The following is a 24,612-nucleotide window of genomic DNA, read 5'->3' on the forward strand; positions in this document are numbered from 1 at the left end:
GCGTTTCCGTCGCATTTTCCGGCCGCCGGATGAAGCCATCCGGCTGAAAATGCTCAGGCCGCGACGAGAATGGTCCGCCCGGTCACCTTGCCGTCCTTGAGACGGTTCAGCGCGGCGTCGGCGTTCTCCCGCCGCTCCAGCGTGATCGGGATGGGGGGGATGCCTCCCTTCTTCGCGATCTCGATCAGCGCCCGCAGCTCCTTGAGGTTGCCCACGTAGCTGCCCTGGATGGTCAGCGCGCGGATCGCCATCAGCGGCAGCGGCAGGTTCAGCTCGCCGCCGAACAGCCCGACCTGCACCAACTTGCCGCCGCGGCCCAGCGCGTCGAAGGCGCTGAGCGCGGTCTGCGTGCCGTTCACCAGGTCGATGATGCCCATCACCGGCCCGCCGCAGGCCTCGATGATGCCCTTGGCCGTCTCCTTGCCGGCCAGCACCGTCGCGGTCGCGCCCTGCTCCTTGGCCGCGGCGAGCTTCGCCTCGTCGATGTCCACCACGCAGATGGCCTTGTGCCCGAGCGCCTTCAGGATCGCGATGGCGTTGAGGCCGAGCCCGCCGGCGCCGACCACGACGATGAACTCGTCCGGCTCCATCGGCAGCAGCTTGTTGATCGCCGAATAGACCGTGACGCCGGAGCAGGCGTAGGTCGCGGCCAGGGCGGGATCGATGCCCTCGATCGGCACCAGGTGCTTCCAGTGCGAGGCCAGCACATGCGTGGCATAGCCGCCGTTCTGGTAGACGCCGAGCGCGCGCGGCTTGGCGGTGCAGAGGTTCTCCTCGTCACGCCGGCAGCGCGGGCATTCGCCGCAGCCGACCCAGGGATAGACGAGGCGCACCTGCCCCTTCTCCAGCCCCTTCCCCTCGCCGCCCGGGCCCCATTTAAGGACCTTGCCGACGATCTCGTGGCCGAGTGCCAGCGGCAGCTTCATGCCGCGGTCCGCCATGCTCAGCCGGCCGCGCGAGCCGAGGTCGTAGCCGCCCTCCCAGATGTGCAGGTCGGAGTGGCAGACGCCGGCATGGGTGACTTCCAGCAGGACCTCGTCGCCGTGCGGCTCCGGCGTCGGGAGCTCGATCTCCTGGAGCGGTTGTCCGAGCTCTGTGATGGCCCAGGCGCGCATGTCGTTCCTCCCAGCGGATGTGTTCCGTGCATGGGACCGCGAGCCGGGGCGCGGGTCAATCGCCGCTTGATGCATTCCGGCGATCCCGTTCAGATTGCCGATGAGTAACCATACATCCATGAAATGGAATGCCCATGGTTCGGCTGACCATCGCCTTCTTCTGCTCGGGCTTCGGCGCGCTGCTCTGCCAGATCGTCTGGCAGCGGATGCTGGGCGTCTTCGCGGGCTCCGACACGGTCTCCGCCGCGCTGGTGGTGGGGGCCTTCCTGTCCGGGCTGGGGCTCGGCTCCATCCTGGGGGCGAAGCTGGCCGACCGCCTGCCGCCGCGCCGGGCGCTGCTGGGCTTCGCGCTCTGCGAGGGCGGCGTGGCGCTCTGCGCGCTGCTCTCCAAGCCGTTTCTCTACGACCTCATCGCCGTCGGGCTCTCCGATGCGGTGGAGCAGCCGATCGCGGTCTTCGCCCTGTGCTTCGCCGGGCTGGTGATCCCGACCACGCTGATGGGCGCCTCCCTGCCCTTCCTGGCGCGGGCCGTCGCAACCGACCTGGAGAGCCTCGCCGCGCGGATCGGCACGCTCTACGGCTGGAACACGCTGGGCGCGGGGCTGGGCGCGCTGCTGGGCGGCTGGGTGATCGTGGGCCACCTCGGCTATCCCGGCGCGCTGGGCTTCGCCGCGACGCTGAACCTCGCCGCCGCGCTGATCCCGCTGACCCTGCTCCGCGCCATGCCGTCAGGGGCGCCGGCGCCCACGGGGCGCGCAGCGGCGCAGGCCGAGCCCTTCGGCGGCCTCCCGCTCTGGTGCCTGCTGGTCTTCCTCTCGGGCTACGTGATCGTGGCGCTGGAGATCGTCTGGGTGCGGATGCTGGGCCAGGTGGGGCAGTACCACGCCTATCTCTTCCCCACCGTGCTCGGCACCTTCCTGCTGGCCGACGGTCTCGGCATGGCGCTGGCGGCCCGCATGATCAGGCGGATGAGGGATCCGCGCCCGGCCTTCTTCCTCACCCAGGGCGGCGGCTTCGTGCTGGCGGTGGCGCTGCTCGGCGCGCTGTGGTGGGCGATCGGCGAGAAGCCGCTGGCCGACGTCATGGCCGTGGATTTCGACCGCTTCTACTACCACGCCATCGCGCTCTCGACGGCGATCATCGTGGTGGTGGTGGCGCCGCCCTCCTTCGTCATCGGCATGACCTTCCCCTTCGTGCAGCGCGCCGTGCAGCAGGACCTGGCCAGCGTCGGCGCGCGGGTGGGCTGGGTGCAGCTCGCCAACATCCTGGGCAATGCGGCGGGGTCGATCGGCACCGGCCTGGTGACCTTTCACCTGTTCGGCACCATGGGAACGCTGGTGCTGCTGGCGGCGCTGTCGCTGGCGCTGCTGGGATTTTGGACGCAGCAGGCGCGGCGCTCGCGGCCGGCGATCCTGGCGCTGGCGGGCTGCACCGCCCTCATCGCGCTCGCCCTGCCCTCCAACCAGCGCTTCTGGTCGCGCATGCACGGGCTGCCGGAGGGCGTGGAATTCGCCTGGGCGGAGGACCGCTCCGGCGTCTCCTTCTGGCGCGAGTTCGGCGAGGGCGAGGGCCGCGCGCCCGGCCGCTTCTTCATCATGGGGCACGGCCAGGGCTTCGTGCCCTTCCTGGAGCAGCACATCCTGCTGGGCATGCTGGGCCCGCTGCTGCACCCCTCGCCGGAGCGCGTGCTGGCGATCGGCGTGGGCTCCGGCGGCACGCCCTACGGCGCCGCCGTCAACACGGCCACGCGCGAGATCCGCGCGATCGAGCTGGTGGCCCCGGTGCTCGACACGCTGGAGGAGATTGCGCGCGAGCGGCCGGAATCCGGCGTCGCAGCGTTGCTGGCCGATCCGCGCCTGCGCCTCGAATACGGCGACGGCCGACGCGCCCTGACCCGCGGCGAGGAGCGCTACGACGTCATCGAGGCCGACGCGATCCGGCCGCAATCCTCGCATTCCGGCCTGCTCTACAGCGCCGAGTTCCTGGCCCAGCTGCGCGAGCGCCTCGCCCCCGGCGGGCTCTACGTGCAATGGGCGCCGACCTGGCGCGTGGTGGACACCTTCGCCGCCGCCTTCCCCCACGCCATCCTGCTCACCCCCATCCAGGCGATGGTGGGCAGCGACCGGCCCATCCCCTTCGACCACCCGGCGCTCCTGGCGCTGCTGCGCCGGCCGGACATCGCGGCCCATGCGCAGCGTGGCAACCCGGCCTCGACCGACCTCGCGCGGCTGGTGGAGGGCGAGGTGACCGTCTGGACGCCGGAGACGCCGCGGGCGGAGCCGCCGCTGACCGACATGTTCCCGCGCGACGAGTTCTTCCTGAACCACGCCCAGCTCGACACCTGGCGGCCGCGGCCGGACTGAAGGGCGGGGTCCGGCCGGACGGGCCACAAAACGACAAGCCGGGCCGGCCAGACCGGGCGACACTGCATCTCCAATTCGTCACCATTTCTGGTGATGCAGTGCAACATGAATTAGGCTTCCCTGCCGTCATGGTCGCGGCCCCAGCCTCCGCGGGCCTTCTCCGTGCGCGGAGAGGCCTCCCTCCAGGAAAAGCTCGCTCTCCATGTCCCTGCCGCCGGAACCGATCACCCACCCCTTCGAATGCGTGGCCCTCCTGCTCCAGGGCGGCGGCGCCCTCGGCGCCTACCAGGCCGGCGTCTACGAGGCCCTCTTCGAGGTCGGCATCGAGCCCGACTGGGTCGCCGGCATCTCCATCGGCGCGATCAACGCCGCCATCATCGCCGGCAACCCGCCGGAGACGCGGATCCGCCAGCTCCGCGGCTTCTGGGAGCAGATCACCGACGCCACGCTCGGCAGCGTGGCCAGCTACTTCCTCGATGGACGGCAGCTCGACGACATCACGCATGGCGTGCTCAACCGCTTCGGCGCCCTGGAGGCGATGTTCGCCGGCGCGCCGGGCTTCTTCAAGCCGCGCATCTCCTTCCTGGGCCTGCCGGCGAACGCCAAGAGCTACTACGACACGACGCCGCTGAAGGCGACGCTCGAGAAATTCGTCGACTTCGACCGCATCAACGCGAAGCACATGCGCTTCAGCGTCGGCGCGGTGGACGTGCGCACGGGCAACTTCACCTATTTCGACACCGACACCTACCAGCCGAAGATCCGCCCCGAGCACATCATGGCCAGCGGCGCGCTGCCGCCGGGCTTCCCGCCCGTCGAGATCGACGGCGACTATTTCTGGGACGGCGGCCTCGTCTCCAACACGCCGCTGCAATGGGTCTTCGACAACGCGACCTGCCGCGACACCCTGGCCTTCCAGGTGGACCTCTGGAGCGCGCGCGGCGAGCTGCCCGCGGACCTGAACGGCGTCGCCGTCAGGCAGAAGGAGATCCAGTACTCCAGCCGCACCCGCGCCATCACCGACCAGCTGCAGCAGCTGCAGAAGGTGCGCTCGGCCATCGCGAAGCTGATGAAGGACGCGCCGGCCTCGGTGAAGGAATCCGAGGAGGGCCGGCTGGTCGCCGAATTCGCCGATCCCAAGGACTACAACGTCGTCCACCTGATCTACCGCACGGCGCCCTACGAGCTGGATTCGAAGGACTACAACTTCTCCCGCCGCAGCATGCTGGAGCACTGGCGCGCCGGCCGTGCCGACGCGCATCGCGCGCTCCGCCACAAGGAGATCTTCGAGCAGCCAACGAAGCTCGAGGACAGCTTCCGCACCTTCGACTTCAAGTCTCCCGACGATCATTTCCCCGACAAGGACGAGCCCTCCCGATGAACCAGGACGACGTACGCAAGCACGCCTTCTCGATGCCGCTGACGAGCCCGACCTATCCGCCCGGGCCCTACCGCTTCGTCGACCGCGAGTACCTCATCGTCACCTACCGCACCGACCCCGTGAAGCTGCGCGCCCTGGTGCCGGAGCCGCTGGAGATCGGCGAGCCGATCGTGAAGTATGAGTTCATCCGCATGCCGAACTCGACCGGCTTCGGCGACTACACCGAGACCGGGCAGGTCATCCCCGTCACCTTCGAGGGGCGGCACGGCGGCTACACCCACTGCATGTTCCTCAACGACGACGGGCCGATCGCCGGCGGCCGCGAGATCTGGGGCTTCCCGAAGAAGCTCGCCAACCCCTGCCTGCGCACCGAGGTGGACGCGCTGGTCGGCACGCTGGACTACGGCCCCGTGCGCGTCGCGACCGCGACCATGGGCTACAAGCACTACCCGGCCGATGCCGAGGCCGTGCTCGCCTCGCTGCTGGTGCCGAACTTCCTGCTGAAGATCATCCCGCATGTGGACGGCACGCCGCGCATCTGCGAGCTGGTCGAATATCACCTCGAAGACATCGTGCTGAAAGGCTGCTGGAACGGCCCCGGCGCGTTGTCGCTCATGCCGCATGCCCTGGCGCCCGTCGCCGAGCTGCCGGTGCTCGAAGTGCTCTCCACCACGCACATCATCGCCGACCTGACGCTCGGGCTCGGCAAGGTCGTGCACGACTATCTGACGCCTTAGAAAGGACAAGTCACATGCGCATGAAGGACAAGGTTGCCGTCGTCACGGGCGCCGCGAGCGGCATCGGCAAGGACATCGCCACCGTCTTCGTCGCCGAGGGCGGCAAGGTCGTCATCGCCGACCTCAACAAGGCGGCCGCGGACGCCACCGCGCTGGAGCTCGGCGGGCCGGACAAGGCGCTGGGCGTCGCCATGGACGTCACCAGCGAGGACCAGGTCGAGGCGGGCATCGCCGAGGCGCTGAAGCATTTCGGCCGGATCGACACGCTGGTGAGCAATGCCGGCATCCAGATCGTGGCGCCGGTCGAGCAGTTCGAGTTCGCCAAGTGGAAGCTGATGCTGGCCATCCACCTGGACGGCGCCTTCCTCACGACCAAGGCGGTGCTGCGGCACATGTACGGGCGGCCGGGCGGCGGCAGCGTGATCTACATGGGCTCGGTGCATTCCAAGGAGGCCTCGGTGCTCAAGGCGCCCTATGTGACGGCCAAGCACGGGCTGGTCGGTCTGGCGAAGGTCGTGGCGAAGGAGGGTGCCGCGCACGGCGTGCGGGCCAACGTGATCTGCCCAGGCTTCGTGCGCACGCCGCTGGTCGAGAAGCAGATCCCGGAGCAAGCCAAGGAGCTGGGCATCTCCGAGGAGGATGTCGTGAAGAAGGTCATGCTGAAGGAGACGGTCGACGGCGAGTTCACCACCGTCGACGACGTGGCGCAGACGGCGCTGTTCCTGGCGAGCTTCCCGACCAACGCGCTGACGGGGCAGTCCATCGTCGTCAGCCACGGCTGGTTCATGCAGTAGCGGCTGCGGATCGGGCCGGGTCATTCGGACCAATCCGGCCCGATCTTCGCCCAGCGGGCGGCTCCCATGCCGAAGCCCCGGTAACTGGCCGGACCGGAGCGGCCCAATCTGTGGGACTCGAAGCTTGACCCAGAGGTGATCCGAAGGGGCGCGACGGACGCCCCGCAGCGGGACCGGCGCACCCTCGGCGTCGCTCCCATCGGATTGAAGATCATGACTGACACCGCCCTGGCCGCCGCGGCCGTGCCTGCCCCGAGAGTCCTGAACTCGCCGGCGAAGGTCCTCCTCGCCAGCCTCATCGGCACGACCATCGAGTTCTTCGACTTCTACGTCTACGCGACCGCCGCCGTGCTGGTCTTCCCCCGCCTGTTCTTCCCGGCTAGCGACCCGACCACCGCGCTGCTGGCCTCCTTCGCCACCTTCTCCATCGCCTTCTTCGCCCGGCCGCTCGGCGCCGTCGTCTTCGGCCATTTCGGCGACCGGATCGGACGCAAGGCCACGCTGGTCGCGGCGCTGCTCACTATGGGCGTCTCGACCGTGGTGATCGGCCTGCTGCCGACCTATCACCATGTCGGCGTCATCGCCTCCGTGCTGCTGGCGCTCTGCCGCTTCGGCCAGGGCTTCGGCCTCGGCGGCGAGTGGGGCGGCGCGGTGCTGCTGGCCACCGAGAACGCGCCCCCGGGCAAGCGCAACTGGTACGGCATGTTCCCCCAGCTCGGCGCACCGCTCGGGCTGTTCCTCTCCTCCTCCGTGTTCTGGATCATGCTGCAGTTCATCTCGCAGGACGCGCTGCTGAGCTGGGGCTGGCGCATCCCCTTCGTCGCCTCGACCCTGTTGATCGCCATCGGCCTCTGGGTGCGGCTCTCCATCACCGAGACCCCGGAGTTCCAGCGCGCGATCGAGCGGCAGGAGCGCGTGGCGGTGCCGGTCGTGGAGCTGTTCCGGGCCCACAAGCGCCGGCTCTTCCTCGGCACCTTCATGGCGCTGGTGACCTTCGTGCTCTTCTACATCTGCTCGGCCTACATGCTCTCCTACAACGTGCAGGTGGTCGGCATCTCCTTCGTGGACGCGCTGAAGGTGCAGATCTACGCCTCGGTGCTCTTCGGCATCTCCACGATCGCGGCGGGCAGGCTCGGCGACCGCTATGGCCGGCGCGAGCTGCTGATCGTGGGCACGCTGGCGGTGATGGTCTTTTCCTTCGCGCTCGGGCCGTTGCTCTCCGCGGGGATCGGCGGAATCTACGCCTTCGCGACGATCGGCATGCTGCTCTTCGGGCTGAACTACGGCGTGATCGGCGCGGCGCTCTCCGCGCCCTTCCCGACGCGGGTGCGCTACACCGGCGCGTCCATCACCTTCAACCTGGCGAGCATCTTCGGCGCCTCGCTCGCGCCCTACATCGCGACCTGGCTGCAGGCGCATTACGGCATCCAGTATGTCGGCTACTATCTTCTGGCGGCGGCGGCGGTGACGCTGCTCTGCATCTTCGCGACGCCGCGCCAGGAGGTGTGATCGCGAGGGGCGCCGTGCGCTCCTTCTCCTGAGTTGCATCCGGAACGCCTCGGACCTCCCCGAGGCGTTCTGCGTTCTGGCCCCCCGTGTCCGGCGCCGCGGAGATCGTGACCACTTGTTTGGTTTACAGCGCGGGGCGCCGGTGACACCCTTTCCCCGTCCAAGAACAAGGAGCCGGGGCAGGACCACGCAAGTGGCCGCACGAGCTCCCACCGAGACGGGAGGAAGCCGATGTTCCTGATCAGCAGGCGGCAGATGGCGGGGCTGGCGATATGGTCCGCCGCGTCGGCCCGGGCCTGGGCGCAGTCGCCCCTCACGCCGCGGGAGCAGGAGCTCCACGAGGCCGCGAAGCGCGAGGGCGAGATCACCTGGTATTCCGGGCAGTACAGCGCGGACAGCTCGGAGGCCGCCGGCCGCGCCTTCAACGCCCGCTACCCCGGCGTGCGCTGCAACGTCGTGCGGAGCACGTCGCAGGTCGCGTTCCAGCGGCTGTCGCAGGACCAGCGCGCGGGCGTGGCCCAGTGCGACGTGCTGTCCTCGACCAATGGCGGCCACTACCTCCAGCTCAAGCGGCAGAACCGGCTGATGCAGTACCGCCCGGCCAATGCGGACGGGCTGCTGCCCGTGCTGCGCATGCCGGACCCGGACAACTACTTCCAGACCAGCTTCCTCGGCATCTACCTGCTGGGGCACAACACCAGCCTGGTACCCGAGGCCGATGCCCCGAAGACCTGGGCCGACATCCTGGACCCGCGCTGGAAGGACAAGCTGGCGGTCGGCCATCCCGGCTACAGCGGCGCCATCGGGCTGTGGGCGCTGCAGATGCGCAAGATGCTGGGCCCCGACTTCCTGCGCCGCCTCGAGGCGAACAAGCCGCAGATCGGCCGCTCCTCGATCGACCCCGTCACCATGATGACGGCGGGCGAGCGCCCGGTCGGCGTGGCCGTGCCGGCGGCCTCCACCCTCTTCGCGGCCTCGCGCGGCAATCCGCTGAAGATCATCTACCCGCCCGAGGGCGTCCTCGCGGCCATGTCGCCCTCGGCGATCATCCGCAACGCGCCGCACCCCAACGCGGCCAAGCTGTTCATGGAGTTCCAGACCGGCCCGGCGCTGTCCGCGGCCGTGCGGGAGACCTTCAACGAGAGCATCCGCCCCGAGGTACCGCCGCCGGAGGGCGCGCGGCCGCTCGACCAGGTCACCCTGCTGGCGCCGAGCCTCGAGGAGGCGGAACGCGGCGTGCCCGAGGTCCGCGAGCAATGGCGCGAGATCTTCGGCGTATGAGGGGCGGCTGATGGCCGACGGCGCCGTGTCGCTACCGGCCGCCCGGCTGGCCGGACCGACATGGTGGCGGCGGCTGGAGCCGGTGGCCTTCCTCTGGGCCGCCCTCGTCGCGGCGCTGCTCGTGCTGGTGGCGGCGCCGATCCTCAAGATGGTCCTCATCTCCTTCGAGATGCAGGACACCGGCGAGTTCACCGTCCAGAACTACCTGACGGCCTATGGGCGCGTGCGATACCTGGAGGCGCTGGGCAACTCGCTGCTGCTCGGCACGCTCTCGGCGGCCATCTCGACGGTGATCGCGGTGCCGATGGCCTGGGCGGCCTCGCGCACGGACATGCCCGGGAAGGGCTTCACCTGGGCGGCGGTGCTCGCGGCCTTCATCATGCCGCCCTATCTCGGCGCCATCGGCTGGATCCTGCTGGCGGGGCCGAATGCCGGCTGGATCAACGTCATCTGGCGCGCGCTGACCGGGGCGCAGGCGCCGCTGCTGAACATCTACTCCTTCGGCGGCATGGCCTTCGTGATCGCGCTGCATTCCTTCCCGCTGGTGTTCATCTTCGTGAAGTCCGCGCTCGACCTCATCTCCTCGGAGATGGAGGACGCCGCGAACATCCTGGGCGGCGGCACCTGGGTGACGATGCGCCAGGTGACGCTGCCGCTGGTCTGGCCCTCCATCCTCGGCGGCTTCATCCTCATCTTCCTCGAGACCATCGCGCTCTTCGGCACGCCCGCGATCATCGGCATCCCCGCGCGGATCAACGTGGTGACCACACAGCTCTGGCAGTTCTTCGAGGACCCCGTGCGCGTGGAGGTGGCGGCGGCCTACGCCATCCCGCTGCTGCTGGTCACGATAGGACTGATAGCGGTGCAGAAGCTGATGCTGTCGCGCAAGGGCTTCGTCTCGCAGACCGGCAAGGGGGGCGAGCGGCGCGAGGTCCGGCTCGGCCCTTGGCGCTGGGTGCTGTTCGGCTGGTGCTTCCTGGTGGCGCTGCTCTCGGTGGGCACGCCGTTCCTGGTGCTGATGCAGGCGAGCTTCTCCAAGGCCTGGGGGCGCGGCTTCTCCTTCGACAACCTCACCCTGCGCAACTACCATTTTCTTCTGTTTGAGCATGACATGGCGCCCCAGGCCGTCTGGAACACGGTGTGGTTCTCCGCCGCCTCCGCCACCATCGCCTGCGTGCTGGCGCTGCTCGTCGCCTATATCGTGGTGCGGAAACTGATGCGCTTCGCGGATGCGCTGGGCTTCCTGGCGATGGCGCCCTTCGTCATCCCCGGCATCGTGCTGGCGATCGGCTTCTACGCCGCCTATGCGGGCCCGCCGCTCTCGCTCTACGGCTCGGCGCTGCTGATCATCCTCGCCTTCGCCTCACGCTTCCTGCCGATCGCCTATGCCTCCTCGCAGGCAGCGATCCGCGCGGTGCATCCGGAGATGGAGGAGGCCGCGCGCATCCTCGGCTCGGGGCGGCTGCATGCGATCCGCAAGGTCACGGCGCCGCTCATCAAGACCTCGCTGCTGGGCGGCTGGCTGGTGGTGTTCATCGTCGCCTCGCGCGAGCTGTCGGCGGCCATCTTCCTGGTAGGGCCGCGGACGCGGACCATGTCCGTGCTGCTCTACGACCTGACGGAGCAGGGCAATTTCGAGGTGGTCTCGGCCTTCGGCGGCATCCTGCTCGCCATCACCCTGGTCATCGTCGGCATCGGCATGAAGCTGGTGGGGCGCGACTTCATGCTCCGGAGGGAATAGCGCTTTGCCCCGCCTGATGCTCGAGGGCCTCACCAAGGCCTATGGCAAGCTGACCGTCGTCGATCGCGTGGACCTTGCGCTGGAGGAGGGGGAGTTCGTCTCCCTGCTCGGCCCCTCCGGCTGCGGCAAGACGACGACGCTTCGCATGATCGCGGGCTTCGTGGATCCGACGGCCGGGTCGATCACGGTCGATGGCCAGGTCCTCTCCGCGCCGGGCGCCGTGGTGCCGCCGGAGCGGCGCGGCATGTCGATGATCTTCCAGTCCTACGCCATCTGGCCGAACATGACGGTGGAGGAGAACGTCGCCTTCGGGCTGAAGCTGCGAAAGCTTCCCTCGGCCGAAGTGAAGCGGCGCGTCGGCGAGATGCTGGAGGTGGTGCAGCTGGGCCACCTGGCGCACCGCTATCCCGCGGAGCTCTCGGGCGGCCAGCAGCAGCGGGTGGCCCTGGCGCGCTCCATCGTGGTGAAGCCCTCGGTGCTGCTGCTGGACGAGCCGCTGTCCAACCTCGATGCCAACCTGCGCGAGGAGATGCGCTTCGAGATCCGCCGGCTGCACGACGAGTTCCGCATCACCACCGTCTACGTCACCCATGACCAGGGGGAGGCGATGGCCACCTCCGACCGGATCGCCGTCATGAATGCCGGGCGGATCGAGCAGGTGGACGCACCCCACCTGCTCTACACGCGGCCGCGGACGCGCTTCGTGGCGGGCTTCGTGGGGCGGACCAACCTGCTGGAGGCCCGGGTCGAGGGCGGCGACCTGCTGCTGGAGGGCGTGAACCTGGGCCGGGCCGCACGGGCGGGCGTGGCGGGCGGGGCGAGGGCGGTGCTGGTCTCGCTGCGCCCCCAGGCCATGGCGCTGCTGACGGCGCCCGCATCCCAGGACGACGGGCCGGTGCTGCCGGCGGAGGTGCTCGGGCGGACCTATCTCGGCGAGGCCTGGGACTATGTGGTGCAGCCGGAGGGGACGGGACTGCGGCTGCGCGTCGCGGCCCCGCCGCTGGAGGCGCATGAGGTGGGCGCGAAGGTCTGGCTGCGGGTGGATCCCCGGCAGGTCGCTGTGGTGGAGTGAGAGGGCGAAGGACGCTGGAAAGGCGCTTACGCCAGCGCCTCCTGCCAGTGAGGATATGTCACATAGGCGGTGATCGCGCCCTGTTCATGGGAACGAATGATGACGGACTCGCCCTTCGGCATATGGACGATCTCGCCCGGACCGGCGGTGACGGTGCCGGCATCCGTCGAGACCGAAAGACGCCCCTCCAGAACCACCATGACGTCGTCCACGGCGAGGGTTTCCTCCAGGCTCTGGTTTGGTCCGTAGCGGCCGAAGCCGATGGTGATCGGGGCACCGTGACGCTGGTCGATCACATTTCCCGCGAACACCTCCCCATCCTGCCCCGGCGAGCGCTCGAACTCTGCGTCGCTCACGGCGAACTTGCGGACGGTCATGCCGGTTCCTCCATGCTCTTCGATTCGTGGGGTGTTAACGCCGGAACGGCCAGATGTTCGCATCGCCCGATTCGTTGATCGGAGGGACCGTGAGGCTAGCACGGGCATGGACCGGGGCCTTTGCGGCCGATCATGCGGCCATCTCGGGCGCCCGCCTGAGCTCGGCGAGTTCTGAAGCGGACCTCGGACGCCGGCAATCCGGGCATCCGCCAGGTGCCGCCGCCTACTCCTCCAGCTCGGAATCCCAGTACAGGTAGTCGCGCCAGCTCTCGTGCAGGTGGTTCGGCGGGAAGCTGCGGCCGTTCTCCTGCAGCTCCCAGCTCGTCGGCTGGCGGGGGATGTGGCGCGGGTTCATGTGGCACTCGCGCGGCAGCTTGTCGGCCTTGCGGAGGTTGCAGGGGCCGCAGGCCGCCACGACGTTTTCCCAGCTCGTCCGGCCGCCCCGGCTGCGCGGGATCACGTGGTCGAAGGTGAGGTCCTGCGCCGGCAGGTCGTCGCCGCAGTACTGGCACTCGAAGCTGTCGCGCAGGAAGACGTTGAAGCGCGTGAAGGCCGGGCGCCGGGCCGAGGGGATGTACTCCCGCAGCGCGATCACTGAGGGCAGCCGCAGCGCGAAGGAGGGCGAGCGCACCTCCGTCTCGTATTCGCTGAGCACCGAGACGCGGTCCAGCACCACCGCCTTCACCGCGTCCTGCCACGACCAGACCGAGAGCGGGAAGTAGGAGAGCGGGCGGAAATCGGCGTTCAGGACCAGGGCAGGAAAGCCGCCCGGACCGGAGATCTGAGGAATGATACTGCCGTCGGGCAAGCGATGCTCCTCCTGGCCGCGAAGGCGGAGGCTCCGACGCCGGGGAGGACTGGCTTCCCGGGAATCGGTGCGCCGCCAACAACTGCGCGGCCTGCATGCCACCCTTGCCGCACTGCCGCAAGCCGGGCCGGTTGCGCCGGGGCGGCTTTCATGGGCCCGTCACAAGCCCTTGCAGCGGTGTCGGATTCGCGCGAGAGGCCGTCCATGATGCCCGAAACGCCGCCCGGGAGTGTGACGCGCTTCGCGCCCTCGCCGACCGGCCTGTTGCATCTGGGCCACGCGCATGCGGCGCTCTTCGCGCGGCGGGCGGGGGCACGGTGCCTGCTGCGGATCGAGGATATCGACGCCACGCGCTGCCGGCCCGGGTTTTCCGAGGGGCTGATCGAGGACCTGGCCTGGCTCGGGTTGAAGTGGGACGGCGCCATCCGCGCGCAATCTCAGCACTTTCCCGAGTATCGCCGCACGCTGGACGTGCTGGCCGGCCGCGGGCTGCTTTACCCCTGCTTCTGCACCCGCGCAGATATCGCCGCTGCGATCGCCGCGCAGCACGGCGCGCCGGCGCATATCTATCCCGGCACCTGCCGCGACCTGCCGCGTGCCAAGGCTGAGGCACGGATCGCCCGGGGCGATCCCTATGCGCTGCGGCTCGACGTCATCAGGGCGCTGGCCGGGACGGGCCCGCTCGCCTTCACCGACCTGATCCACGGCCCGCGCCGCTGCACGCCCGAGGCCCAGGGCGACGTGGTGCTGGCGCGCAAGGACGTGCCCGCCTCCTACCACCTCTGCGTCACCCATGACGACGCGCTGCAGGGCGTCACGCTGGTCACGCGCGGCGAGGACCTGCTGGAGGCCACGGACATCCACCGGCTGCTCCAGGTGCTGATGGGCTGGCCGGAGCCGCTCTACGCGCATCACGCACTGATCCTGGGGCCGGATGGCAAACGCCTCGCCAAGCGCGACAAAGCGCCGACGCTGCGGGCGCTCCGCGAGGCGGGGCACACGCCGGAGGAGGTGCGCCGGATGGCGGGATTTCAGGCTTCGGACAGCCGCTCGCGGCCCGGATCGGGCGCGAGCCGAGGCCACTAAGCCCCGAGAATGCCCGCCGCCGCCGCGATCAGCCTTCGGGTGTCGTCCTCAGTCCCGACGGTGATGCGCAGGTAGGGCGCGATGCGCGGCTTGTCGAAATGCCGGACCAGCACCGCGCGTTCGCGCAGCGCCGCCGCGAGTTCCGGGCCGGACCGGGCCGCATGCCGGGCGAAGACGAAATTCGCGCTCGAAGGCAGGACGACGAAGCCCAGCCCGGTCAGTTCCCGGATCATCGCCTCCCGCCCTGCGACCACCTTCGCGCAGCTCTCGCAGAAATAGGCTCCGTCGCGAACCGAGGCCGTCGCGCCCGCCTGGGCGATGCGGCCCAGCGGGTAGGAGTTGAAGCTGTCCTTGACGCGGCGCAGCGCCTCGATCAGTCCCACATCGCCGAGGGCATAGCCGACGCGCAGGCCGGCCAGGGCGCGCGACTTCGACATCGTCTGTACCACCAGCAGGTTCGGATGATCGGCGATCAGCGGAACCGCGCTCTCGCCCCCGAAATCGACATAGGCCTCGTCGATCAGCACGGGGATGTCGGGATGCTCCTCGAGCAACCGGGCGATCTCCGTGCGCGGCAGCGCGATGCCGGTCGGCGCGTTGGGATTGGCGATCACGATCGACCCCGCCGCGCGTCGATAGTCCTCGACCCGGACGCGCATCCCGGCGTCGAGCGGCACGGTCTCCCAGGCGAGGCCGAAGAATTGCGCCCAGACCGGGTAGAAGCTGTAGGTGATGTCTGGAAACAGCAGCGGCTTCGGCTGCTTCAGCAGCGCGGCGAAGGCGTGCGCGAGCACCTCGTCCGAACCATTGCCGACGAACACCTGTTCCGGCCTCACGCCGTGATGGGCGGCGAGCGCCTCGCGCAGCTCCGTCGCCTCCGGATCGGGATAGAGGCGCAGGCCGTCCGCCGCGGCGACCCGCATGGCGTCCAGCGCGAGCGGCGAAGGACCGAAGGGGCTTTCGTTGGTGTTCAGCTTGACCAGGTCGGCGATGCGCGGCTGCTCGCCGGGCACGTAAGGCGAGAGCTCGCGCGCGAGCTGGCTCCAGAGCGATGTCATCGGGGGGATGGGCCCAGTTGGATGGCGGTCACCGAACCTAGCCGCACAGGCCCAGGATCGGTAGCGGGGCCGCAGCGGAAGGCGGGTCGCACAACCCATGCGCGCGACGCCGGGCCCCCTCCCCGGCCCCGGCGTTTCCGGCCCCTGGCATCGCAGCTAGCCTCCCGCGGTGACGCCAAGAACAACCGGCCTGCTTCTTCTGCTGCTGACAGCCATCAACTGGGGCGCCACCTGGCCGCTGCTGAAGTTCCTCATGACCGGCCTGCCGCCCCTCACGCTCCGGGCCTGGGGCGCCGGCGCGGCGGCGCTGCTGCTCGTCGCGATCACCCGGGCGATGGGCCTGTCGCTCGCCGTGCCCCGGGGCCAGCGCGGCTGGCTGGTGCTCTACGCGCTGCTCAACGTGACCGTCTGGATGGCCTTCAGCAACCTCTCGCTGCACTGGCTCTCGGCCTCGGAGGGCGTGATCCTGGCCTATACCATGCCGGTCTGGACGACCCTCTTCGCCTGGCCGCTCCTCGGCGAGCGGCCGGGCCCCGCGCGCCTGGCAGGGCTGCTGATCGGCTTCGGCAGCGTGGCGGCGCTCTTCCTGGGGCGCGGCGCGGCCGTGGACCTCGGCAAGTTGCCGGGCATCGCGCTGATCCTGGCCGCGGCGGTGCTCTTCGCCCTGTGCACGGTGCTGACCAAGCGGCGGCCGCTGACCCTGCCGCCGCTGGCCTCGCTGACCTGGCAGATGGGGATCGGCGCGATTCCCATGCTGGCGCTCGCGCCGTTCCTGGAGCATGCGGATGTCGCCGCCGTGACCACGCAGGTATGGTTGGGGTTCGGCTGGATGGTGATCTTCTCGATGGGCCTCTCCTATTTCACCTGGTTCGGCGCGCTCGTGCGGCTGCCGGCCTCCACCGCCGCGCTGGGCACGCTGCTGGCGCCCATGCTGGGCGTGGTCGGCGCCGGGCTGGCCCTGGGCGAGCCGATCGGCGCGCGCGAGATCGGCGCGCTCGGTGGGGTGGTGGTGGCCATCTCGCTCGCCATCAGCCAGCCGGAGCGACGCGCATGACCCTCCCTCTGATCCGTCTGCTGCCCGGCCGCGACAAGCGCGTGAAGTCCGGCCACCCCTGGGCCTTCTCCAACGAGATCGCGATGAACGCCGAGCTGCGGGCCCTGCCGCCCGGCAGCCCCGTGCGTCTGGAGGGCGACGACGGGGTGAAGCATGGCGTCTGGCACTTCAACCCGCACAGCCTGATCGCGGCGCGCGTGCTGGACCGCAACCCCGAGGTCGAGCCCGGCGCCAACTGGTATCGCCGGCGCCTCTCCGATGCGTTGGCACTTCGCAGCCGACTGGGTGTCGAGCGCTTCTGCCGGCTGGTGCATGCCGAGGCGGACGGGCTGCCTGGCCTCGTCGTGGACCGCTTCGACGACGTGATCGCGCTGCAGGCCAACACCGCCGGCATGGAGGCCGCGTCGCCTGATATCGTCGAGGCGCTGAAGGAGCTCCTGGCCCCGCGCGCCATCGTCGCGCGCAACGACGCCTCCGTGCGCACGCTGGAGGGGCTGGAGCTCGGCTCGGGCCTGCTGCACGGGGCGGAGGCGCGCGCCCGCGTCGAGGAGGGCGGCATCGGTTTCGAGGTCGACCTGCTCTCCGGCCAGAAGACCGGCTGGTTCTTCGACCAGCGCGAGAACCGCGCGCGCGTGGCCGGCCTCGCCAGCGGCGCGACGATGCTCGACGCCTTCTGCCACACCGGCGGCTTCGGCCTGCTGGCCGCGAAGGCCGGCGCGGCGCAGGTCACGCTGCTGGACCGCTCGCAGCCGGCGCTGGACCTCGCTTTGGCCTCGGCCGCCTCCAACGGCCTCGCGGAGCGCGTGACGGCCCAGCGCGGCGAGGCGCTGGAGACGCTGGAGCGCATGGTCGGCGGGCGAAAAACCTTCGACATCGTGGTGGCCGATCCGCCGGCCTTCGCCAAGTCACGCAAGGACATCCCGGCGGCGCTGCGGGCCTACCAGCGGCTGGCGCGGCTCTGCGCGCAGCTGGTGGCGCCGGGGGGCTTTCTGTTCATCGCCTCCTGCTCGCACCACGCCGCGCCCGCGGAGTTCGCCGAGGCCGTCGCCCAGGGCGTATGGCGGGCGCGGCGCGAGGCGCGGCTGCTGGCCTCGACGGGCGCGGGGCCGGACCATCCGGTGCATCCGCTGCTGCCGGAGAGCGCCTATCTGAAGGCGCAACTCCTCCAGCTGGGATGACGCGCGACGCGGCCTATCGGCGCACGCTGTATCGCGCCGGCGAGGTCGTGGTGCGTGTGGGTCGGCGCAGCGCGGGCGCCGATGCGTGGATGGCGCGGCAGGATGCGCACCAGGCCTGGTTCCTCGGCGCGTGGAACCCGTTCAGCCGGAGGATGCCCGATCGCTGGAACGACGCCGCCCATGCACGTCTGCTGCGGGACGTGCGGATCTTCGCGGAGGGCGATGGTACGCTTGGACCGTGGTCGGAGCGCATGCTGCTCGTCGCGGCGGATGCGGCCACGATCCGCCGGCTGATGCGCCGCTACCGGCAGGCGGCGGTGGTGCAGGTCCGGCACCGCCGCCCGGCACGACTGGTCTTCGCGTCTCAGTCGAAATCGTAGTCCCAGCCGATCCAGGCGCAGAGCCCGCGCCCCATCACCCATTCGAGGTCCCGCCCCCGCAGCCAGGGCAGTTCCTCCGTGAAGTGGGTCACGCATTGCCGGTAGCTGCAGGGCATGCGGGTGATATCGGTGCCCCAGAAGAAGCGCTCCGGGCCGAAGGTGTCGAAGAGGCGGTGCAGCCCGTCGCTCAAGTTCCGGAAGGGATAGGGTTCCGTCGAATAGCCCGGCGCCCCCGTGGCCTTCACCGCGACATTGGGCAGCTTGGCCAGCGCCACCAGATCGTCGAGCCGGGCGAAGGCGGCCACGTCCTGCCCCAGCCGCACCAGGCCGCAATGGTCGAGGATCAGCCTCAGCCCGGGATGCGCCTCGGCGATCCGCCGGAAGTCGCCGAGGAACTGGCTGCCCAGCGTGGCGATGGGCAGGCCCTCGCGCTCGGCCGCCGGCCAGAGCCAGTCGAGCGTGCCGTCACGCAGCCAGGCCTGCTGCTCAGTCCGAATCAGCGGCCAGCGCAGCCCCATCATGCCGGGCTGGTCGCGCCAGCCCCGGATCAGCCGGCGGTTCTCCGGGATATCGGGCGGGAACTGGCCCATCACGGCGAAGCGTGCCGGGTATCGTCGCGCGGCGTCGACTGCCAGGGCGCTGGACTCCGGATCCCAGCTGCAGGGCGGGTGGATCAGCGCGGCGTCCACGCCGGCCGCATCCATCTCCGCCAGCGCCTCCTCGGCGGTGAAGACGGGGGTCTGGCGGTGCATGTGGGAGGGCGTGCCCTGCCCCCAGATGTGGATCTGGGCGTCGATGATCTTCAAGGCTCAGGCCGGCCGCAGCCCGGCCCGAACGGCCGCCGCCTGGGTGCGGCGCAGCTCGGTGTCCAGGAAGGCGGCGAAGCCCGCCGGCGTGCGCTCCTGCTCGGCCGCCACCTCGCTGCCCGTCTCGTTGAGCCGACGGACGGTTTCGGGCCGGGCCACGGCCGCCGCCAGCGCCGCGGCGAGCGCGGCCTGCGCCTCGGCCGGCGGGTTGGCCGGCAGCACCACACCGATGAAGGCGGCCTCCCGGAAGCCGGGCGCTCCGGCTTCCTCGGCCGTCGGGATGTCGGGCGCCAGCACCGAGCGCCCCGCCGTCGCCACTGCCAGGATGCGGACCTGGCCGGCCCGGTGCAACGGCATGATGGTGCTGATCTCGGTGATGGAGGCGTCCACGTTGCCCGACGTCAGGTCCGGGAGGAGCTGCCCGCCGCTCGGATAGGGCACGTGCTGCAGGGTGAGGCCGGTCAGCGCGGCGAAGCTGGCGATGGCCAAGTGGCCGCTGCTGCCCACTCCGGAGCTGGCCACGGTCACCTGGCCCCGGCGCTCCTGGGCATAGGCGATGAACTCGCGCAGGTCCCGCACGGGAAGGCCGTTCTTCACCACGATGGTGTGCGGCGTGCGGCAGGCGAGGCCGATCGGGGCGAAGTCGCGCAGGGGGTCGTAGCCCAGATTGGCCTGGATGGACGGGTTCACCGTCATCGGGCCGTTGCTGCCGATCATGATGCTGTAGCCATCCGCCCGGCTGCGCGCCATCTGCAGCGAGGCGACGCTGCCGCCCGCCCCCGGCCGGTTCTCCACGACGACGGGCTGGCCGAGAATCTCCGACAGCGGCACCGAGAGGATGCGGGCCACGACGTCGGAATTCCCGCCTGCCGCATAGGGCACCACGAAGCGAATGGGGCGCTCGGGAAAGGGGGCCGCGGCGGCCGGGCGGGCCGCGGCGAGCATCGGCAGCGCCAGCAGGGCGCGGCGTGGGGCGGGCATGAGCGTTCCTCCGTGATTTTGGGGGAAGCCTAGGGCACGATCCGCCGGGTTGGAAATCATCCGGCCGGGAGCCTGCTACAGGGCGGTGGCCGCCTTGTGGAAATCCGCCGCCCGCATCGTGCCGAGCTCGCTCAGCAGCATCGGCCAGAGCCGCAGCCCCTCGTCCAGCGAGGACAGCCGGAAGAACTCGTTCGGTGCATGCGCGTCCTCGTCGGGGCTCGCCAGACCGAACATCAGGCTGTCGATGCCAAGCTCCTCCTGGAACATCGTCGTGATCGGCACTGTACCGCCCAGCCGCGTCACCGCCGGCTCCCCGCCCTTCTCCCGGCGCAGCACCGCCGCCGCTGCTGCGCGCAGCGGATGGTCGGCCGCCAGGGTGAAGGCCCGCGTGCCGCCCGGCCGGTAATGGAATTCCAGCGCGACGCCGGCTGGCGCATGGCGCTCCAGATGCGCCTTCACCGCGGCCTGCGCGGCCACCGGGTCCTGGCCGGGGATCAGGCGCATGGTCAGCTTGGCATGCGCCTCGGCCGGGGTGACGGTCTTGCCCCCCTGCCCGGTATAGCCGCCCCACATCCCGTTCACCTCGACAGTCGGGCGCAGCGTCGTGCGCTCCCGCACGGTGTAGGCGGGATCGCCGAAGGGCGTGGCGCCGAAATCCGCGTACCAGGCCGCCTCGTCGAGCGGCAGGGAGGCCGTCTCGGCCCTGACAGCGTTGGTCAAAGGCGGCACGCCGGTCTCGAAGCCCTCGACGGTCACGCGGCCGTCCTCGTCGTGCAGCGTCGCGATCAGCCGCGCCATCTCGTGCAGCGCATTGCGCATGGCCCCGCCGACCTTGCCCGAATGCGCGTCCTTCTTCGCCGTGCGCAGGCTGAACTGCAGCGCGCAGATGCCGCGGCAGCCAATGTTCAGCACCGGCAGCGGACCCGCCGCGCCGCCGCCATCGGCGGACAGCATGGCGTCCGCCGCCAGCAGTTCGCCATGCGCCGCGATCAGCGCCGGCAGCGAGGGCGAGCCGACCTCCTCCTCGCCCTCCAGGAACAGCTTCACGTTCACCGGGCAGCCGCCCTCCACGGCGAGGAAGCCGGCGATGGTCTCGATCGCGATGGTGGTCGAGCCCTTCACGTCGGAGGCACCCCGCGCATAGATCCGCCCGTCGCGGATCGCCGGCTCGAAGGGCGGCGACTGCCAGAGCTCCAGCGGATCGGCCGGCTGCACGTCGTAATGGCCGTAGATCATGATGGTCGGGCGGTCCGGCCCGGCGCCGGTCCAGGCGCCATAGACCGCAGGCTGCCCGCCGGGAGCGTCGAGCAGCCGCACGTCGGGCATGCCGATGGTGCGCAGCCGTTCCAGCAGGAATTCGCGCGCGCCGCGCATGCCCTCGGCAAAGGCCGGGTCGGTGCTGACCGAAGGGAAGCGGATCAGCGTCAGCAGCCGCTCCAGGATCGCGTCCTTCCCGGCCGCCAGGTGCTCGATGACGCGCTCGCTCATGTTCTGACCTCCCGGGTCAAAGATACCGCTCGATATCCAGCGTGCTCTCCCGCCCGACCTTGTCGAAGCTCTCCCGGAGAAAGCGGTCCGCCGCGTCGCGCCCGTAGTCGCGCAGCGTGGAGAGGAAATCCCACTCGCCGTTGAACTTGGTGCTGAGCTTGAAGGCCCGCATCCGCTCCTCGTCCTCGATGCTGTGGAGGAAGATGCGGCGGTAGCGCGGCTGCTCCAGGCGGCCCGCATCCAGCATGCGCTGCACGAAGTCGATCGCACGCATCTCGCTCATCAGCGAGGCGTTGAAGCTGATCTCGTTCAGCCGGTTCATGATGTCGCTGGTCGAGGTCGGCAGCTCCGGCCGCAGCAGCGGGTTCAGCTGCACCAGCACGATGTCGGCCGCCATGCGCTCGTGATAGAGCGGCCAGAGCGCGGGATTGCCGAGATAGCCGCCGTCCCAATAGGCCTCGCCGTCGATCTCCACCGCCTTGAAGACATTGGGCAGGCAGGCCGAGGCGAGCAGCGCGTCCACCGTGATCTCGTCGCGCCGGAAGATCTTGGGCTTGCCGGTGCGGACGTTCGTCGCCGAGATGAACATCCGGATGGCGTTCTTGTCGGCGCGCAGCCGCGCGAGGTCGAGGCTCTCGTCCAGCGCCTTGCGGAGCGGGTTGAACTCCATCGAGAAGGGGTTGAGCTGGTAGGGGCTCAGCACCCGCGTCACCGTGTCGAAGGCGTTGTAGGCGAGGCTGTAGGTCAGGTCCCAGCCCCAGAGCGCCTTCTCCACGGGATGCGCGCGCAGCGGCGAGACGGCGAACTTCGCGCCCAGCGAGCGCCAGAAGCGCTCCAGCGCGGCCTTGGCGCCCTCCCGCCCGTTCTCCAGCAGCCCGAGCGCCAGGATCGCGCCGTTGATCGCGCCGGCCGAGGTGCCGGAGAGCCCGTCGAACTCGACGCGGTCGTCCTCCAGCAGGCGGTCCAGCGCGCCCCAGGTGAAGGCGCCGTGTGTGCCGCCGCCCTGCAGGGCGAGGTTGATGCGGCGCGTGACGCGCTGGGCGACGACGGGGGCCGGAAGCCCGGCCGGGGGCATGATGTCCATCAGGAGGCGAACCAGCCGCCGTCGATGGACAGGGCCGAGCCGTTCACGCCGCCCGAGCCGGGGCCGACGAGATACAGCGCCATGCGCGCGACCTCCTCGACCTCGATCCAGCGCTTGGAGGGCTGCTTCTCCAGCAGGTGGTCCTTCAGCGCGACCTCCTCGCTCACGCCGAATTTTTCGGCCAGCGGCTTCACCTGCGCCTCGGCCAGCGGCGTGCGCACGAAGCCGGGGCAGATGGCGTTGCAGGTCACCGGCGACTGCGCGATCTCCAGCGCGACGGACTTGGTCAGCCCGACCACGCCGTGCTTCGCGGCGACATAGGCCGTCTTGAACGGGCTCGCGACCAGGCCGTGGGCGCTGGCGATGTTCACGATGCGCCCGTATTGCCGCTTCAGCATCCCCGGCAGGGCGGCCGCGATCGCATGGAAATTGCTGCTGAGGTTGATCGCGATGATCGCATCCCACTTGGCCGCGGGAAAATCCTGCACGGCCGAGACGAACTGGATGCCGGCATTGTTCACGAGGATGTCGAGCTTGCCGAATGCCGCCTCGGCCGCGGCGACCATGCCGCGCACCTCGTCAGGCTTCGACATGTCGGCGGCGCTGTAGGGGGCCTCGGCCACGCCCATGAGCGCGCCGATCTCGGCGCGGGCGGCGGCGATCTCCTCCGGCCGGCCGAAGCCGTTCAGCATCACCTGCGCGCCGGCCTCGGCGTAGATCTTCGCGATGCCGAGCCCGATACCCGAGGTCGAGCCCGTGACCAGGGCCGATTGTCCGGCGAGAATCCTCTCCATGCGCTCCACCATTCCATTTTTGTTGCGCCGCCATAGCCGAGAATGAGTGCGCGCTCAATCAATCCGATGGCAGGCATCCTGCCGGGCGAGCATGAAGAATCCGTCACCGGCCCGCCGCGCGACAGACGCGACACGGGCCGCGATCCGGGGGCGACGCCGGCCGACCATAAGCGGGGCCGCACGAGGCCGGCCCACCGGCACACCCCATCCTGGAGAATTCCCCATGCGCCCGATCCTCCTCGCCGCCGCCCTCCTCGCCCTGACCGCCGGCGCCGAAGCCGCCGCCCTCGGCCACGGCCTGCGCTTCGTCGGCTCCGCCCAGCCGGCCGCGTCGCAACGCCCCGCCGCGGCACCGGCAACGCAGGTCCAGGCGCCCGCCGAAGCCGCGCGCTGAACGGGCGGCGCACCGCCGCCAGCCAGGCCGGCGGGTGGCACGGAACATGTTGCGGTCTGCCCGGGTTTTACCGATAGTTCATGTGGAGCAAGGCGCCGGGGAACAAGGCGCCTGCCAGGGGCGCGCGGCTTCCTCATCAGGAGACCGGACTGCCATGCTGCGTATCCTCGCGCTTCTGCTCGCCCTGCTCGCCGCGCCATCCGCTATGGCCCAGACCCGCTGGGTCATGGCCACGCCCTATGCCGAGAACTTCCACACGCTGAACATCCGCCAGTTCATCGCCGATATCGAACAGGGCACGCAGGGGCGGCTCACGATCCAGCTGCACAACAACGCCACCCTCCTGCCGATGGGCGCGATCAAGCGGGGCGTGCAGTCCGGCCAGGCGCAGCTGGGCGAGGTGCTGCTCTCCGCCTATTCCAACGAGGACCCGTTCTTCGAGGTGGACGCCGTCCCCTTCCTCGCCTGGACCTGGCCGCAGGCCGACGCGCTGAACGCCGTGACCGAGCCCTATATCCGCACGCGCTTCGAGCGGCAGGGGCTGACGCTGCTCTACATGGTCCATTGGGACGCGCAGGGCTTCTTCACGCGCACGCCCATGGCCTCGGCGCAGGACCTGCGCGGCACGCGCTTCCGCGCCTACAATAACGTGACCGCGCGCCTGGCCGAGCTGATGGGCGCAACGCCGGTGACGGTGCAGGCCTCCGAGGTGAGCCAGGCCTTCGCCACCAACGTCATCCAGTCCATGTTCACCTCCGCGCAGACGGGCAATTCCGTCAGCGCCTGGGACTACACGCGCTACTGGTACAATGTCGGCGGCATGCGGACGCGCAACGCCGTCTTCGCCAATACCCGCGCCCTCATGGCGCTCGACGAGCCGACCCGCGCGGCCGTCCGCGAGGCCGCCGCCCGCGCCACCACGCGCGGCCGGCAGATGGCGATCGAGGCGGAGACCGTCATGGCCGACCGGCTGCGCCAGCGCGGCATGGAGCTGCCCGAGGCGCCCGAGCGGCTGATGACCGACCTCCGCGTCATCGGCGAGACCCAGACGCAGGAATGGGTCCAGCGCGCCGGCGCCGAAGGCCAGCAGATGCTGGAGCGCTACCGCGCCGCGGCGCGCTGATCGCCGCC

General features: G+C 70.2%; 23 protein-coding genes. 14 read left to right on the top strand and 9 right to left on the bottom strand.

The window, feature by feature from the left end; translation table 11 throughout:
- Positions 1 to 53 precede the first annotated feature (53 nt).
- Positions 54 to 1,115, bottom strand: a complete 1,062-nt coding sequence (locus AC1ROY_RS30130) for an alcohol dehydrogenase (RefSeq protein WP_493152641.1) — start codon at positions 1,113 to 1,115, stop codon at positions 54 to 56.
- A gap of 134 nt (positions 1,116 to 1,249) precedes the next feature.
- On the opposite strand from AC1ROY_RS30130, the gene AC1ROY_RS30135 reads away from it, so the two are divergent.
- The 8 genes from AC1ROY_RS30135 (at position 1,250) to AC1ROY_RS30170 (ending at position 11,993) form a co-directional block, all read left to right on the top strand.
- Complete coding sequence (locus AC1ROY_RS30135) at positions 1,250 to 3,478, top strand: fused MFS/spermidine synthase (protein WP_493152642.1); 2,229 nt, start codon at positions 1,250 to 1,252, stop codon at positions 3,476 to 3,478.
- 202 nt (positions 3,479 to 3,680) lie between these two features.
- Positions 3,681 to 4,859, top strand: a complete 1,179-nt coding sequence (locus AC1ROY_RS30140; protein WP_493152643.1) for a patatin-like phospholipase family protein — start codon at positions 3,681 to 3,683, stop codon at positions 4,857 to 4,859.
- Positions 4,856 to 5,596: an acetoacetate decarboxylase gene (locus AC1ROY_RS30145; RefSeq protein ID WP_493152644.1), complete on the top strand. Its 741-nt coding sequence runs from the start codon at positions 4,856 to 4,858 to the stop codon at positions 5,594 to 5,596. Before AC1ROY_RS30140 ends, AC1ROY_RS30145 begins: the two co-directional genes overlap by 4 nt.
- A gap of 14 nt (positions 5,597 to 5,610) precedes the next feature.
- Positions 5,611 to 6,390 carry a 3-hydroxybutyrate dehydrogenase gene (locus tag AC1ROY_RS30150; protein ID WP_493152645.1) on the top strand — a complete coding sequence of 260 codons (780 nt, stop codon included), beginning with the start codon at positions 5,611 to 5,613 and terminating at the stop codon, positions 6,388 to 6,390.
- A 213-nt stretch (positions 6,391 to 6,603) separates the two neighbouring features.
- Positions 6,604 to 7,899: an MFS transporter gene (locus tag AC1ROY_RS30155; protein WP_493152646.1), complete on the top strand. Its 1,296-nt coding sequence runs from the start codon at positions 6,604 to 6,606 to the stop codon at positions 7,897 to 7,899.
- A 231-nt stretch (positions 7,900 to 8,130) separates the two neighbouring features.
- Complete coding sequence (locus tag AC1ROY_RS30160) at positions 8,131 to 9,180, top strand: ABC transporter substrate-binding protein (protein WP_493152647.1); 1,050 nt, start codon at positions 8,131 to 8,133, stop codon at positions 9,178 to 9,180.
- Between the two features lie 10 nt (positions 9,181 to 9,190).
- The gene (locus AC1ROY_RS30165; RefSeq protein ID WP_493152648.1) at positions 9,191 to 10,921 is read left to right on the top strand and encodes an ABC transporter permease; all 1,731 of its coding nucleotides are present in this window, start codon (positions 9,191 to 9,193) and stop codon (positions 10,919 to 10,921) included.
- A 4-nt stretch (positions 10,922 to 10,925) separates the two neighbouring features.
- Positions 10,926 to 11,993: an ABC transporter ATP-binding protein gene (locus AC1ROY_RS30170; RefSeq protein ID WP_493152649.1), complete on the top strand. Its 1,068-nt coding sequence runs from the start codon at positions 10,926 to 10,928 to the stop codon at positions 11,991 to 11,993.
- 26 nt (positions 11,994 to 12,019) lie between these two features.
- On the opposite strand, the gene AC1ROY_RS30175 is transcribed toward AC1ROY_RS30170, so the two are convergent.
- Together AC1ROY_RS30175 and AC1ROY_RS30180 are read right to left on the bottom strand one after the other, a co-directional pair.
- Positions 12,020 to 12,370: a hypothetical protein gene (locus AC1ROY_RS30175; RefSeq protein WP_493152650.1), complete on the bottom strand. Its 351-nt coding sequence runs from the start codon at positions 12,368 to 12,370 to the stop codon at positions 12,020 to 12,022.
- A 223-nt stretch (positions 12,371 to 12,593) separates the two neighbouring features.
- Positions 12,594 to 13,178: an HNH endonuclease gene (locus tag AC1ROY_RS30180; RefSeq protein ID WP_493152651.1), complete on the bottom strand. Its 585-nt coding sequence runs from the start codon at positions 13,176 to 13,178 to the stop codon at positions 12,594 to 12,596.
- Positions 13,179 to 13,385: 207 nt separating this feature from the next.
- On the opposite strand from AC1ROY_RS30180, the gene gluQRS reads away from it, so the two are divergent.
- Positions 13,386 to 14,264: a tRNA glutamyl-Q(34) synthetase GluQRS gene (gene gluQRS, locus AC1ROY_RS30185; RefSeq protein WP_493152748.1), complete on the top strand. Its 879-nt coding sequence runs from the start codon at positions 13,386 to 13,388 to the stop codon at positions 14,262 to 14,264.
- Here gluQRS and hisC read toward each other — a convergent pair.
- Positions 14,261 to 15,322: a histidinol-phosphate transaminase gene (gene hisC, locus AC1ROY_RS30190; RefSeq protein WP_493152652.1), complete on the bottom strand. Its 1,062-nt coding sequence runs from the start codon at positions 15,320 to 15,322 to the stop codon at positions 14,261 to 14,263. The genes gluQRS and hisC overlap by 4 nt on opposite strands.
- Positions 15,323 to 15,491: 169 nt before the next feature.
- Here hisC and AC1ROY_RS30195 point away from each other — a divergent pair, with 169 nt between their 5' ends.
- Genes AC1ROY_RS30195 through AC1ROY_RS30205 form a run of 3 tightly spaced genes read left to right on the top strand, consistent with a single transcriptional unit; the run spans position 15,492 to position 17,934 of the window.
- Complete coding sequence (locus tag AC1ROY_RS30195; RefSeq protein WP_493152653.1) at positions 15,492 to 16,376, top strand: DMT family transporter; 885 nt, start codon at positions 15,492 to 15,494, stop codon at positions 16,374 to 16,376.
- Positions 16,373 to 17,554 (top strand): class I SAM-dependent rRNA methyltransferase, encoded by a 1,182-nt coding sequence (locus AC1ROY_RS30200; RefSeq protein WP_493152654.1) that lies wholly within the window; start codon positions 16,373 to 16,375, stop codon positions 17,552 to 17,554. Before AC1ROY_RS30195 ends, AC1ROY_RS30200 begins: the two co-directional genes overlap by 4 nt.
- Positions 17,551 to 17,934 (top strand): DUF3293 domain-containing protein, encoded by a 384-nt coding sequence (locus tag AC1ROY_RS30205; RefSeq protein ID WP_493152655.1) that lies wholly within the window; start codon positions 17,551 to 17,553, stop codon positions 17,932 to 17,934. The genes AC1ROY_RS30200 and AC1ROY_RS30205 overlap by 4 nt, the downstream gene beginning before the upstream one ends.
- Here the strand turns inward: AC1ROY_RS30205 and AC1ROY_RS30210 are convergent.
- From AC1ROY_RS30210 to AC1ROY_RS30230, 5 genes are all read right to left on the bottom strand, one after another.
- On the bottom strand, positions 17,919 to 18,740 hold the full coding sequence (locus tag AC1ROY_RS30210) for an amidohydrolase family protein (RefSeq protein WP_493152656.1): 822 nt from the start codon (positions 18,738 to 18,740) through the stop codon (positions 17,919 to 17,921). The genes AC1ROY_RS30205 and AC1ROY_RS30210 overlap by 16 nt on opposite strands.
- Positions 18,741 to 18,743: 3 nt before the next feature.
- Positions 18,744 to 19,721 (bottom strand): Bug family tripartite tricarboxylate transporter substrate binding protein, encoded by a 978-nt coding sequence (locus AC1ROY_RS30215; RefSeq protein WP_493152657.1) that lies wholly within the window; start codon positions 19,719 to 19,721, stop codon positions 18,744 to 18,746.
- 75 nt (positions 19,722 to 19,796) lie between these two features.
- Positions 19,797 to 21,209, bottom strand: coding sequence for a M20/M25/M40 family metallo-hydrolase (locus AC1ROY_RS30220; RefSeq protein WP_493152658.1), 1,413 nt, complete (start codon positions 21,207 to 21,209; stop codon positions 19,797 to 19,799).
- A 16-nt stretch (positions 21,210 to 21,225) separates the two neighbouring features.
- Positions 21,226 to 22,293: a patatin-like phospholipase family protein gene (locus AC1ROY_RS30225; RefSeq protein ID WP_493152659.1), complete on the bottom strand. Its 1,068-nt coding sequence runs from the start codon at positions 22,291 to 22,293 to the stop codon at positions 21,226 to 21,228.
- Positions 22,293 to 23,087, bottom strand: coding sequence for a 3-hydroxybutyrate dehydrogenase (locus tag AC1ROY_RS30230; RefSeq protein ID WP_493152660.1), 795 nt, complete (start codon positions 23,085 to 23,087; stop codon positions 22,293 to 22,295). Before AC1ROY_RS30230 ends, AC1ROY_RS30225 begins: the two co-directional genes overlap by 1 nt.
- Positions 23,088 to 23,310: 223 nt before the next feature.
- Here AC1ROY_RS30230 and AC1ROY_RS30235 point away from each other — a divergent pair, with 223 nt between their 5' ends.
- Both AC1ROY_RS30235 and AC1ROY_RS30240 read left to right on the top strand, forming a co-directional pair.
- Complete coding sequence (locus AC1ROY_RS30235; RefSeq protein ID WP_493152661.1) at positions 23,311 to 23,481, top strand: hypothetical protein; 171 nt, start codon at positions 23,311 to 23,313, stop codon at positions 23,479 to 23,481.
- Between the two features lie 154 nt (positions 23,482 to 23,635).
- Positions 23,636 to 24,604 carry a TRAP transporter substrate-binding protein gene (locus AC1ROY_RS30240; protein WP_493152662.1) on the top strand — a complete coding sequence of 323 codons (969 nt, stop codon included), beginning with the start codon at positions 23,636 to 23,638 and terminating at the stop codon, positions 24,602 to 24,604.
- The last annotated feature ends 8 nt before the right edge of the window (positions 24,605 to 24,612 follow it).

The sequence above is a fragment of the Roseococcus sp. GW821-FHT12F05 genome (genome assembly GCF_058806835.1).